This is a genomic window from Pantoea sp. X-Soil-ISGK-421, assembly GCF_059730785.1.
In genome coordinates, this window is sequence record NZ_AP035979.1 from 739897 (window position 1) to 753268 (window position 13372).

Annotated in this window: 11 protein-coding genes and 1 riboswitch; of the genes, 5 read left to right on the forward strand and 6 right to left on the reverse strand. The window is 52.9% G+C overall.

The features are described from left to right. Positions 1 to 32 precede the first annotated feature (32 nt). Positions 33 to 128: riboswitch (TPP riboswitch) on the reverse strand. Positions 129 to 265: 137 nt separating this feature from the next. After that, a complete protein-coding gene (gene sgrR / locus AC6I8K_RS03310) occupies positions 266 to 1927 on the reverse strand; it encodes an HTH-type transcriptional regulator SgrR (RefSeq protein WP_483816799.1) in 1662 nt (553 codons plus the stop codon). 254 nt (positions 1928 to 2181) lie between these two features. Here sgrR and AC6I8K_RS03315 point away from each other — a divergent pair, with 254 nt between their 5' ends. Then, entirely contained in the window at positions 2182 to 3369 is a 1188-nt protein-coding gene (locus AC6I8K_RS03315; protein WP_483816800.1) for an MFS transporter, read from the forward strand. Between the two features lie 36 nt (positions 3370 to 3405). Here AC6I8K_RS03315 and leuD read toward each other — a convergent pair whose 3' ends face one another. The 5 genes from leuD to leuL form a co-directional block, all read right to left on the reverse strand. Then, positions 3406 to 4011 (reverse strand): 3-isopropylmalate dehydratase small subunit, encoded by a 606-nt coding sequence (gene leuD / locus AC6I8K_RS03320; RefSeq protein WP_064737592.1) that lies wholly within the window; start codon positions 4009 to 4011, stop codon positions 3406 to 3408. A 3-nt stretch (positions 4012 to 4014) separates the two neighbouring features. Beyond that, positions 4015 to 5421 (reverse strand): 3-isopropylmalate dehydratase large subunit, encoded by a 1407-nt coding sequence (gene leuC / locus AC6I8K_RS03325; RefSeq protein WP_064737591.1) that lies wholly within the window; start codon positions 5419 to 5421, stop codon positions 4015 to 4017. A 4-nt stretch (positions 5422 to 5425) separates the two neighbouring features. Continuing rightward, positions 5426 to 6517, reverse strand: a complete 1092-nt coding sequence (gene leuB, locus AC6I8K_RS03330) for a 3-isopropylmalate dehydrogenase (protein WP_007885003.1) — start codon at positions 6515 to 6517, stop codon at positions 5426 to 5428. A 2-nt stretch (positions 6518 to 6519) separates the two neighbouring features. Continuing rightward, positions 6520 to 8082, reverse strand: coding sequence for a 2-isopropylmalate synthase (leuA, locus tag AC6I8K_RS03335; protein ID WP_064737590.1), 1563 nt, complete (start codon positions 8080 to 8082; stop codon positions 6520 to 6522). A 93-nt stretch (positions 8083 to 8175) separates the two neighbouring features. Continuing rightward, positions 8176 to 8259, reverse strand: a complete 84-nt coding sequence (leuL, locus tag AC6I8K_RS03340; RefSeq protein WP_155726360.1) for a leu operon leader peptide — start codon at positions 8257 to 8259, stop codon at positions 8176 to 8178. Positions 8260 to 8993: 734 nt separating this feature from the next. On the opposite strand from leuL, the gene ilvI reads away from it, so the two are divergent. The 4 genes from ilvI to mraZ all read left to right on the forward strand — a co-directional run bounded on the left by ilvI (position 8994) and on the right by mraZ (position 13372). After that, positions 8994 to 10718 carry an acetolactate synthase 3 large subunit gene (gene ilvI / locus AC6I8K_RS03345; RefSeq protein ID WP_483816801.1) on the forward strand — a complete coding sequence of 575 codons (1725 nt, stop codon included), beginning with the start codon at positions 8994 to 8996 and terminating at the stop codon, positions 10716 to 10718. A 2-nt stretch (positions 10719 to 10720) separates the two neighbouring features. Further along, positions 10721 to 11212 carry an acetolactate synthase small subunit gene (gene ilvN / locus AC6I8K_RS03350; RefSeq protein ID WP_064737588.1) on the forward strand — a complete coding sequence of 164 codons (492 nt, stop codon included), beginning with the start codon at positions 10721 to 10723 and terminating at the stop codon, positions 11210 to 11212. A 197-nt stretch (positions 11213 to 11409) separates the two neighbouring features. Then, entirely contained in the window at positions 11410 to 12420 is a 1011-nt protein-coding gene (gene cra / locus AC6I8K_RS03355) for a catabolite repressor/activator (RefSeq protein ID WP_497826230.1), read from the forward strand. A 493-nt stretch (positions 12421 to 12913) separates the two neighbouring features. Further along, a complete protein-coding gene (gene mraZ, locus AC6I8K_RS03360; protein WP_007885013.1) occupies positions 12914 to 13372 on the forward strand; it encodes a division/cell wall cluster transcriptional repressor MraZ in 459 nt (152 codons plus the stop codon).

Consider the following 13372-nt stretch of genomic DNA (forward strand, 5'->3'; position numbering starts at 1 on the left):
GGAGAAGATAAGTTGAGTCGCAAAGGATCTGAGGAGTGATACATCTCAAATCCCTACGCCGGTATTAGCCGGATCAGGTTCGACGGGTTTCTCTCAGCCCTGACATCAAGGCACCCCGTTGAGAACGGCTCATTCTAGTCATTTATAGGACAGCGTGAAAGGATCATGGGCCGGAAGTCTTGTTCCATTCTGCTCGGTGTGCATGAATGCGTACCCTACGAAACCGCGTTCTTTAAACGTAGGGTCGCCATTTATGGTCACCTATTTACAGCTCCGGCGGTGCAAACCAGGCCGATTTGAAATCAAACCAGCCGAGTGTATTCAGTCGCACGCCACGCATACTGCGTTGACCTTCCAGCAGCAGCCAATGATGAAAAAGAGGGTGCAGATAGTCGCTGTCGATCAATTGTTTGCTCCATTCAGCAAGGGGTAAATCTTTCTGCCGCCAGCGCGCCGCATCGCCTTGCCAATCAATCGGGATGCAGTGATGCATCAGCGGTAGCTCGAACAGTTGGGCGAATAGCGCGTACTCCAGCGGCAGGGTAAAGTTGACGCTGCCGAGCCAAATGTCACTTTCGCTTTTGCCTTCAAACCACACTTCGTAGCTCACCTCCCGCGTGATTAACTCCACACCGTGCTGTGCCAGCAGCGGGCGCAACGCGTTGGCGATGCCTTCATGCTCGACGTGATGGCTATACCAACTCAGCGTTAGTTGGGTTAATCCTGCCGGTTTGTCGGCAGGTGTGAGATCGCGGCGATGGTGCCAGCGCGGCAGCAGGCCATAGGCCGGGAACCAGTAACGCTGATAGCCAACGCCAGCATGATTTAATAAGGCGATGGGGTTGAACAGATAGCTCACCCAGCGGCGGAAATGCGCGTCGCGGCCCAAGGCAGAACGCTGATCGAACAGCAGAAAATAACAGCCTTCTTCCAGTCGACTCTCTTCCGATTTTTCATCCGCGGTTTCGCCCTGCAGTTTTACCCCGGCATACACCAGTTCATCGCTGATCTCGGGTAGCACCCAAATCGACACATCATCAATCAGCGCGCGATAGCCAAAATAGTCATCAAAGGCGGCAATTCTCAGCTGTGTCTGCTGATTACGCTCCACGCTGTAAGGCCCGGTGCCAATCGGCTGGCGAGAAAACTGACGTAGGGTCGGCCATTCGCGCGGTAGGATCATCGCGCTGACGCTTGCCAGCAGCCATGGTAACCAATCGTCGGGCTGACTAAGATGGATATCCAGCGTCCAGGGCGCGGGCGAATGCAGCTTTTCGATATGTGAAAACAGCGGCTGGCTGCGCACGCGTTCCAGTGAGGCAATGACATCGTCAATCTCCAGTTCACGGCCATGGTGAAAACGAATCGCCGGGCGTAGAAAGAAGCGCCAGTGCAGCGGTGAGGTTTGCTGCCAGTGATGCGCAATATCGGGCTCGATTTCCCCCTTTTCCTCATTTATACGCATCAGACCGTTGAAAATTTGCCTTGCCAGATGGGTTTCTGAACGGCGCAGCGGCGAACCGGGCAGTAGATTAGGCAGCGGACGATAATAAAGCACGCGCAGGATGTGTTTGCCTTGCCGAAAGCTACGGCCTAAATGTGCCGCGATCATCTGGCGCACCTGATTTTTATCGCCCACTAACTGTACTAGCTGATCGATACGATCCTGCTCCAGCAGATCCTCGGCACGCTGTTGCTGGAGTGCCAAGCCGGTGTAGCAGAAACTCAGCATTGAGCGCTTGCCACGTCCCGCTTCCGCCTGCCAAATCAGCCAGCCTTCACCTTGCATGGCGTTGAGCAGGTTACGCATATGCCGACGCGAGCAATGCAGCCGTTCGGCCAACGCGTTCAAGGTCGTTTCCTGATCCTGGCCCTGGCAGCTTTGCCATAAGCGGATGAATTGCTGTTGCAGACGTGCAGAGGACATAAAAGGGGAACTCCTTCTCAGAATCGCTCAGTTTTTCCTGCCTCATATTAGAGGCATACTGCCCGGCAATGGAAGAGCGGGAGGCATTCAGCAATGAATGGCGCTCTAACAGCGGTTCCGCCAATGTGGAACCTTTTCTGAGTAGGGTGCATTTTCACCGCCAGCAGCGCTTTATCTGCTGGCTTTTTTCGTTTTGCTGTAGAATCTTCTACCCTCTTTTCTCTACCCATTTTTAACCGCAAAGGGATTTCTGCATGAAATCGCTGTTAACGCGCCAACGCCGCGTCAATCCGGTCTATCTCTCATTTATGGCTGTGTCGTTTATGACCGGCGTGGCCGGTGCATTACAGGCACCGACGCTGAGCCTGTTCCTGACGCGCGAAGTACAGGTGAGCCCGTTCTGGGTGGGCTTGTTCTTTACCATCAATGCGATAGCGGGAATCGTGATCAGCCTGCTGATGGCGAAACGCTCCGATAATAAGGGCGATCGCCGCAACCTGATCCTGTTCTGCTGCCTGATGGCAACGCTGAATGCGCTGCTGTTTGCCTTCAATCGCCACTATTTAACGCTGGTGACGCTAGGCGTGTTTTTGTCTGCGCTGGCTAGCGTGTCGATTCCGCAGGTGTTCGCCCTCGCGCGTGAATATGCCGATCAGTCGGCGCGTGAAGTGGTGATGTTCAGCTCGGTGATGCGTGCGCAGTTGTCACTGGCGTGGGTGATCGGGCCGCCGCTGTCGTTCGCGCTGGCGCTCAACTATGGCTTTGTGACGCTGTTTTGCGTTGCGGCGGGAATCTTTCTGCTGAGTATGCTACTGATCTGGCGCACCTTGCCATCGGTGCCACGCGTGGTGGCATCGCCTGAAGAGGTGCTAACGCAGCTTAGCCCGTGGAAGGATAGCCAGGTGCGGCTGCTTTTTATCGCCTCTGTCACCATGTGGGCGTGCAACACCATGTATATTATTGATATGCCTCTGTATATCAGCACCACACTTGGCCTGCCGGAGAAGCTGGCGGGGTTATTAATGGGCACCGCCGCCGGGCTGGAGATTCCGATCATGCTGCTGGCAGGGCATTACGCGCGGCGTACCGGCAAACGCAAACTGATGCTGCTGGCGCTGGTGGCGGGAATTGTGTTTTATTTCGGACTGGTCATGTTCCAGTCGCGCACAGCGTTGATGGTGCTGCAACTGTTTAACGCCGCGTTTATCGGCATCATCGCCGGGATTGGCATGTTGTGGTTCCAGGATTTAATGCCCGGACGTGCGGGCGCGGCGACGACGCTGTTCACCACCTCGATTTCCACCGGCATGATTATCGCCGGCATCATTCAGGGCACCATGAGCGAGCGCTTTGGTCATGAGTCGGTTTACTGGCTGGCGTTGGGGCTTGCGGTGTTGGCGTTGGGATTGGCGTCACGCGTGAGAGATGTTGTGGATAGATAGAAAAGAGAAGGGCGACAGCATGTCGCCCTTAGTGCCTTAGCGTAAAAACGCGGGCTGATTGGTCTCGTAGCGGGTAATTGACGCTTCGTGTTGCAGCGTCAGGCCAATGCTGTCGAGGCCGTTGATCATGCAGTGACGGCGGAAGCTGTCGATTTCGAAACTGTAGGTCTTATCGCCCGCGCTCACCGTCTGCGCTTCCAGATCCACCGTGAAGGTGACGCCCGGCTGTGCGGCAACCAGTTTGAACATCTCATCCACTTCTTCATCGCTCAGCTTCACTGGCAGCAACTGATTGTTGAAGCTGTTGCCATAGAAGATGTCCGCGAAGCTTGGCGCGATCACCACATGGAAACCGAAGTCGGTCAGTGCCCACGGCGCATGCTCACGTGAAGAGCCGCAGCCGAAGTTCTCGCGCGCCAGCAAAATGCTGGTGCCTTTGAATTCGGGTTTGTTGAGCACGAAGCTGGCGGTTGGCTTGGTGCCAGCATCGTCATCAAAGCGCCAGTCGTGGAAAAGATGCGCGCCAAAACCGGTACGCGTCACTTTCTGCAAAAACTGCTTCGGAATGATGGCATCGGTGTCGACGTTGGCGGCATCCAATGGCGCGACAATGCCGGTGTGTTGAGTAAATTTGTTCGCCATGGCTTAAGCTCCCTGAGTCAATTCACGAATGTCGGCAAAGCGACCGGTTACGGCGGCGGCAGCGGCCATCGCCGGGCTCACCAGGTGCGTGCGTCCGCCACGGCCCTGACGACCTTCAAAGTTACGGTTGCTGGTTGATGCGCAGCGTTCGCCCGGGTTCAGACGATCATTGTTCATCGCCAGACACATCGAGCAGCCTGGCAAACGCCATTCAAAACCGGCTTCAAGGAAGATTTTGTCCAGACCTTCGGCTTCGGCTTGTGCTTTCACCGGACCAGAACCTGGCACCACCATCGCCACTACACCTGGCGCCACTTTGCGACCTTTAGCAATGGCGGCTGCGGCACGCAGATCTTCGATGCGTGAGTTGGTGCAGGAGCCGATAAACACTTTATCGATCGCCACATCAGTCAATTTGATACCGGGCTGCAGATCCATGTAAGCCAGCGCTTTTTCCGCCGAGGCGCGCTCAACCGGATCGGCAAACGATTGTGGATTCGGAATCGCCTGATCCACCGCCATCACCTGGCCTGGGTTGGTGCCCCAGGTCACTTGCGGTGCAATATCTTCCGCGTGCAGCGTGACGATGCTGTCGAATTTGGCATCGTTGTCTGATTTCAATGTGCGCCAGTAAGCAACGGCTTGTTCCCACTGCTCGCCTTTCGGCGCAAATTGTTTGTCTTTCAAGTAGTTGAATGTGGTGTCATCCGGCGCAACCAGGCCCGCTTTGGCACCCATTTCAATCGCCATGTTACACAGCGTCATGCGGCCTTCCATGCTCAGCGCTTCAATTGCGGGGCCACAAAACTCGACAACGTGACCGGTACCACCCGCACTGCCGGTTTTACCGATGATCGCCAACACGATGTCTTTGGCGGTAATGCCCGGCGCAGCTTCACCCAGCACTTCAATTTTCATAGTCTTCGCACGGCCCTGTTTCAGGGTTTGCGTGGCAAACACATGCTCAACTTCGGAAGTACCGATACCGAATGCCAGTGAACCAAATGCGCCGTGGGTGGCCGTGTGGGAATCGCCGCAGACGATGGTCATACCCGGCAACGTCATACCTTGCTCCGGCCCAATCACATGCACGATGCCCTGGAACGGATGATTCAGGTCATACAGCTGAATGCCGAACTCAGCACAGTTCTTCATCAGCTCCTGCATCTGAATACGTGCCATCTCACCCGACGCATTGATGTCTTTGGTCTGAGTGGAAACGTTGTGATCCATGGTGGCGAAGGTTTTCGACGGCTGACGCACTTTGCGGCCGTGTGCACGCAGGCCATCAAAGGCCTGCGGTGACGTGACTTCATGAATCAAATGGCGATCGATATACAGTAACGGCGTTTCATTTGACGTTTCGTTGACGACATGTGCATCAAATAACTTCTGGTATAAGCTTTTCATTTTATTATTTTTCCTCGGCGATAAAACCGGCAATGATGCTGCCCATTTCATCTGTGCTTACGGCTTTGCCGTCACCGGCTAAATCACGGGTGCGATAACCCGCTTCCAACGCGCGGCTCACGGCGCGTTCAATGCTAGCGGCAGCGTCATCCGCATTCAGGCTGTAACGCAGCAGCAGCGACAGCGACAGAATCTGCGCAATCGGGTTGGCAATGTTCTGACCCGCGATATCCGGTGCCGATCCGCCCGCAGGCTCAAACAGGCCGAAACCTTCTTCATTAAGACTGGCCGACGGCAGCAAGCCCATTGAACCGGTAATCATGGCGCATTCGTCTGACAGGATGTCGCCAAACAGGTTAGAACACAGCAGCACGTCAAACTGTGATGGATCTTTAATCAGCTGCATGGTGGCGTTATCGATGTACATGTGGCTCAGTTGCACATCCGGGTAGTCTTTTGCCACTTCGTTCACAATCTCGCGCCACATGACTGACGTCTGCAAAACGTTCGCTTTATCGATAGAGGTGACGATGTTGCGACGTTTGCGGGCAGATTCAAAGGCGATGCGGGCAATGCGCTCGATTTCAAAGCGGTGATAAACCTCGGTGTCAAAGGCGCGCTCATGCGGGCCGCTGCCTTCACGGCCTTTCGGCTGACCGAAGTAGATGCCGCCAGTCAGTTCACGCACGCACAGGATATCGAAACCACGCTCGGCGATATCACTACGCAGCGGGCAGAACGCTTCCAGGCCTTTATACAGCGCAGCGGGACGCAGGTTGCTGAACAGCTTGAAGTGCTTACGCAGCGGCAGCAACGCACCGCGCTCTGGCTGCTGAGCGGGTGGCAGATGTTCCCATTTTGGACCACCTACCGAACCAAACAGAATCGCATCCGCTTGTTCTGCGCCGGCAACAGTAGCCGGTGGCAATGGTTCACCATGACGATCGATGGCGATACCGCCAACATCATATTCGCTGGTGGTGATACGCATGTCGAAACGCGTACGAATTGCGTCGAGAACTTTCATGGCCTGCGCCATCACTTCCGGACCAATTCCGTCGCCTGGTAATACCGCGATATGAGAAGACTTAGACATAGTTACACCGTTTCCTTCTGATCTTTAAATTTACGCTGCAGTTCTTTTTCCACCTGCTTAGCACGCCAAATATTGTTCAACGCGTTCACCATCGCTTTAGCTGATGATTCGACGATATCGGTCGCCAGGCCCACGCCGTGGAATTTACGACCGTTGTAATGAACCACGATATCTACCTGGCCCAACGCGTTCTCGCCGTGGCCTTTTGCAGTCAACTTGTAATTGATCAGTTCGGCTTCAAAACCGGTAATGCGATTGATGGCCTGATAAACGGCATCAACTGGACCGTTACCGGTTGCTGCATCGGCTTTGGTCTCTTCACCGCAGCCCAACTGCACCGATGCAGTGGCGGTCACGCTGGAACCGGTCTGCACGTTAAATTCGTTCAGCTGGAAGTATTCTGGCTCTTCGTTCTGTTTGTTGATAAAGGCTAAGGCTTCCAGGTCGTAATCGAATACCTGACCTTTCTTATCGGCCAGCTTCAGGAAGGCGTCGTACAAGGTGTCGAGGTTGTAATCTGACTCTTTGTAGCCCATCTCTTCCATGCGATGTTTAACGGCGGCACGACCAGAACGTGAGGTCAGGTTCAGCTGGATTTTGTGCAGGCCAATGGATTCTGGCGTCAGGATTTCGTAGTTTTCGCGGTTTTTCAGCACGCCATCCTGGTGAATACCCGAAGAGTGGGCGAAGGCGTTGGAACCGACCACCGCTTTGTTGGCCGGAATCGGCATGTTGCAGATTTGACTCACGGTTTGGCTGGTGCGGTAGATTTCCTGATGATTGATATTGGTGTGCACGTTCATAATCTGCTGACGGGTTTTAATCGCCATGATCACTTCTTCCAGCGCGCAGTTACCGGCGCGCTCGCCTAAACCGTTCAAGGTACCTTCTACCTGACGCGCACCGGCCAATACCGCGGCGATGGCATTACCGGTCGCCATACCCAAATCGTCATGGGTATGAACAGAGAGAATGGCTTTATCGATATTCGGAACGCGAGCCACCAACTGGCCGATGATGTTGGCATATTCGCCTGGCAAGGTGTAGCCAACGGTGTCTGGAATGTTGATGGTGGTCGCACCGGCATTGATAGCGGCTTCAACCATGCGGCACAGATCATCGATTGGGGTACGGCCACCATCTTCACAGGAGAATTCTACGTCATCGGTGTAGTTGCGGGCGCGTTTGATCATATGTACCGCGCGTTCAATTACTTCAGGCAACGTGCTGCGGAGTTTAGTGGCGATGTGCATCGGTGAAGTGGCGATGAAGGTGTGAATACGAAATGCTTCAGCAACACGCAGTGATTCGTATGCAGCGTCAATGTCCTTCTCAACGCAGCGTGCCAGTCCACAAACGCGACTGTTTTTGATGGTACGCGCGATGGTCTGTACGGATTCAAAATCGCCGGGAGAAGAAACGGGGAATCCCACTTCCATCACATCCACGCCCATACGTTCCAACGCCAGAGCGATCTGCAGTTTTTCTTTAACACTCAGGCTGGCCTGTAAAGCCTGTTCGCCGTCACGCAGAGTGGTATCGAAAATAATAACTTGCTGGCTCATCGTAATCTTCCTTATGCATTAACGTTGCCGGTGCTACGAGCATAAAAAAACCCGCGCATTGGCGCGGGTTTCTTAAACTTCAGTAGGTTCGAATCAGTTACTGATTCCGCCCACGAGTCTACCGCGCAAACTGGATGCGTTTAGTAGTAGACCGAGTAGGCGGAAAGAATGAAACATGAATCAAACCTCGTAAATTATGTGCTGCACATATTGGTACTGCAATCGACGCGTGAAGTCAACCTTAACTGCAAGGGTATTTCTACAAAACCAAGAGGGCGATCTGCTGCGATTTTTCGGCAGAGCAGAGCATTGACATTAATTATTGACGGAATGAGTAAATTCGGCGGACTAGAAAATTACCTGGAAAGTAGAATTTATTTTAAGTTATTGATAGTTATTATTTTAAATCAGAATTCTTCAGGGTGTATAAAACAAGATAAGACTTGTTGTGTAGAGTAATATGATGTGATTAAGCCTGTTTATAGATAATCCCGCCAGAAAATAATTATCACAAAAGATTGTGGACTGAGTGGTCAGGCAATATGAAAATCATATTTCTCAGAACACGCTGCAAATAATCTCTAAACCAGCATATTCCTCTGCGGTTATGACTAAGGATTAGTTTAATCCTCCCAGGCGATAATCACGCATCAGTGCCTTTATTGCCGGTTCAGACTCGCGCTAGCATCCTGGCGTTTGCAGCTCGGGTTGTCTGCGGTTATGGTAATCGACCTACTCTTAAAAGAATTAACTCAAGTAGATTCCCTGTACCTGGAAGGCGGAAATGAACGCCGTCTTCTGAGCATAAACATAAGGTTTTGATCTTAATTGGCGATCGGGGGCCGGATATCAGTGGCGTGCGGGAAACGCGAACGTCAGTGGATTCAGTCCCTCAAGCCTGGAGGCAGAAAATGGAGATGTTGTCAGGAGCCGAAATGGTCGTCCGTTCGTTAATCGATCAGGGCGTTAAGCAGGTATTCGGCTATCCGGGCGGAGCAGTGCTCGATATTTATGATGCGCTGCAAACGGTCGGTGGGATTGACCATGTATTGGTCCGTCATGAACAAGGTGCAGTGCACATGGCTGATGGCCTGGCGCGCGCGACTGGCGAAGTCGGTGTTGTACTTGTGACCTCCGGTCCGGGTGCCACGAACGCCATTACCGGCATTGCAACCGCCTACATGGATTCCATTCCACTGGTGATTCTGTCGGGTCAGGTGCCTTCTTCGCTGATTGGTTACGATGCATTTCAGGAATGCGACATGGTTGGCATCTCGCGTCCGGTAGTGAAGCACAGCTTCCTGGTGAAAAACACCGAAGAGATCCCAACGGTGCTGAAAAAGGCCTTCTGGCTGGCGGCGAGCGGTCGTCCGGGTCCGGTAGTGATCGATCTGCCAAAAGATATTCTGAATCCAGCCAACAAATTGCCATACGTCTGGCCGGAAACCGTGAGCATGCGCTCTTACAATCCGACCATCCAGGGCCATAAAGGCCAGATTAAGCGCGCGCTGCAGACGCTGTTGGCGGCACATAAGCCGGTAATCTACGCGGGCGGCGGGGCGATTATGTCAGGCTGCGAAGCAGAACTGTTGCAGCTGGCAGAACAACTGAACATTCCGGTGACCATGTCGCTGATGGGCTTGGGTGTCTTCCCTGGCACGCACCGTCAGAGCGTTGGTATGCTTGGCATGCACGGCACGTACGAAGCCAACATGACCATGCACAACGCCGATCTGATTTTCGGTATTGGTGTGCGCTTTGACGATCGCACCACCAATAATCTGGCAAAGTACTGCCCGAACGCCACCATTATGCATATCGACGTTGATCCGACCTCGATCTCCAAAACCGTCAGCGCGGACATTCCGATCGTCGGTGATGCGAAGCAGACGCTGGCTCAGATGCTCGAGCTGCTGTCGCAGAGCGATGCAAAGCAGGAACTCGATAGCTTACGAGACTGGTGGCAGACCATTGAGGGCTGGCGTGGCCGCAAGTGCCTGGAATTTGATCGCACCAGTGACAAAATCAAGCCACAGGCGGTGATCGAAACCATTTGTCGTCTGACCAAAGGCGAAGCTTACGTCACGTCTGACGTCGGTCAGCATCAGATGTTTGCCGCTCTTTACTACCAGTTCGATAAGCCGCGTCGTTGGATCAACTCCGGCGGCTTAGGCACCATGGGCTTCGGCCTGCCTGCTGCGCTGGGTGTGAAGATGGCATTGCCGGATGAGACGGTTATCTGCGTGACCGGCGATGGCAGTATTCAGATGAACATTCAGGAGCTGTCGACCGCGCTGCAATACGATTTGCCGGTGCTGGTGCTGAACCTCAACAACGGCTTCCTTGGCATGGTTAAACAGTGGCAGGACATGATTTACTCTGGCCGTCACTCGCAATCCTACATGCAGTCACTGCCTGACTTTGTTCGTCTGGCCGAGGCATATGGCCACGTTGGTATTGCGATCCAGCATCCTGCAGAACTGGAAGAGAAGCTCCAGTTGGCGCTGGACACGCTGGCGAAAGGCCGTTTGGTGTTCGTGGATGTAAATATTGACGGCAGTGAGCACGTTTACCCGATGCAAATTAGGGGTGGTTCGATGGATGAGATGTGGTTGAGCAAAACGGAGAGGACTTAATTATGCGTCGTGTATTATCAGTTCTGCTGGAAAACGAATCCGGCGCATTGTCCCGCGTAGTGGGGCTATTCTCTCAACGTGGCTACAACATCGAAAGCCTGACGGTGGCCCCAACCGATGATCCCACCTTGTCACGTATGACCATTCAGACGGTCGGCGACGCGAAAGTGCTGGAGCAGATAGAGAAGCAACTGCACAAATTGGTTGATGTGCTACGTGTCAGCGAGCTGGGGCAGGGCGCTTATGTTGAGCGCGAGATCATGCTAGTGAAAATCCAGGCCAGCGGTTACGGCCGTGAAGAAGTAAAGCGCAGCGCGGAAATTTTCCGTGGTCAGATCATCGATGTCACGTCAACGCTTTACACGGTTCAGCTGGCTGGCACCAGCGATAAACTCGACGCGTTTCTCAATACCGTGCGTGACGTAGCAGAAATTGTTGAAGTGGCGCGCTCAGGAATCGTTGGCGTCTCGCGTGGCGATCGCGTTATGCGTTAATCACCTAAAGTCACGATTTCATCTGATTCTAACCCGGCGAAATGCCGGGTTTTTTTATTTTATGCACTTATCCAGGATGCGAGAGAAAAGCGGTTGCTCGGCGTAGTTTTCTGCGGTTAGATGTTACAAATGTTTTACCCATAGCTACTCTGCGGATATTTTCGCCAGCGCTGGCTTATCAGAATTAAGGTGTCACCGTGAAACTGGATGAAATTGCGCGCCTGGCAGGCGTGTCGCGTACCACGGCCAGCTATGTAATTAATGGCAAAGCGCGGCAGTATCGTGTCAGCGAAAAAACCGTCGAAAAAGTCATGGCGGTGGTGCGTGAACACAATTATCACCCTAATGCCGTTGCTGCCGGGCTGCGTGCCGGACGCACACGTTCAATTGGTCTGGTGATCCCTGATCTGGAAAACACCAGTTACACGCGGATTGCTAATTATCTGGAGCGTCAGGCGCGTCAGCGCGGCTATCAGCTGCTGATTGCCTGCTCGGAAGATCAGCCAGATAACGAAATGCGCTGTATCGAGCATCTGTTGCAGCGTCAGGTCGATGCCATCATCGTTTCTACTTCATTACCGCCAGAACATCCGTTCTATCAGCGTTGGATTAACGATCCTTTACCGATTATCGCGCTGGACCGTGCGCTAGATCGTGAGCATTTTACCAGCGTGGTTGGCGCCGATCAGGATGACGCGCAGGCGCTGGCGGCTGAATTGCGGCAGCTACCGGTGAAGAATGTACTGTTCCTTGGCGCGCTGCCGGAATTGTCGGTAAGTTTCCTGCGTGAACTGGGCTTCCGAGACGCATGGAAAGGAGATGAACGCCCGATCAACTACATCTACTGTAATAGCTTTGATCGTGCCGCCGCCGCAACACTGTTTGAAAAGTACCTTGAAGAGCATCCGATGCCAGAAGCGTTATTTACCACATCATTTGGCCTGCTACAGGGCGTGATGGACATTACGCTGAAGCGCGATGGTCGTTTACCAACTGACCTGGCGATTGCCACCTTTGGCGACCATGAATTGCTGGATTTTCTTGAGTGCCCAGTATTAGCGGTGGGTCAGCGTCATCGCGATGTGGCTGAACGGGTGCTGGAACTGGTATTAGCGTCATTAGATGAACCGCGTAAACCAAAGCCGGGTTTAACACGTATTCGCCGTAATTTATTCCGCCGCGGACAATTAAGCCGCCGCCCAAAATGAACGAGTGGGCGGTTAGCTGCCCACGTCTAATTTACCCTGCAAATAATTCCTCTTAAGCTCATGGCGTAAAAAAGCGTAAATTATCGCCACTCCAGCTAACAATTTAACCTTCCTGACTTTTCTTAATTGTTTACATGTTCATCAGAAAGGCGCAGCAGAGCTGGCGTGAAGTCGCTAGGCTTCTTTTCAGAAATCCCCTAAAATGCAGCCCCTGTCGCAGATTGCAGGGTAAATATATTTCATTGCAAAAGCGCTTTATTTTTCGCCATTTTTCACATTGCGAAAAATTTTATTCAACTATTCATCAGGTTAATTATTTATTTTGCCATTTAATGTGGATTTATTCCCTTCTCCGATTAATTTCACTCCATGTAAATAGTGATATTCACTTGCCGTTGCGGCTTGACAAGGATTTCATCGGCTCCGTAAACTCGTTTCGTGGTAAAAAGTGGGATAAAGTGGTGAAAACGGGTGATTGAGGGGTAAGGCTGGCATGTTCCGTGGAGCAACGTTAGTCAATCTCGACAGTAAAGGGCGATTAGCCGTACCAACACGCTATCGCGAATTGCTTGTCGCAGAGTCTCAGGGGCAAATGGTATGCACCATTGACCTCCATCAACCATGCCTGCTGCTTTACACCTTGCCCGAATGGGAAATCATTGAAAAAAAGCTGTCTCGCTTATCCAGCATGAATCCAGCCGAGCGTCGCGTGCAGCGATTGCTGTTAGGACATGCTAGTGAGTGTCAGATGGATAATGCGGGCCGTTTGTTGCTGGCGAACACGCTAAGACAACATGCCGGCCTGACCAAAGAAGTGATGCTGGTTGGACAGTTCAATAAGTTTGAGCTGTGGGATGAACAGACCTGGTATCAACAAGTTAAGGACGATATTGACACAGAACAGTCGGCTCAGGAGCCTTTATCTGAGCGGTTGCAGGACTTGTCGCTATAG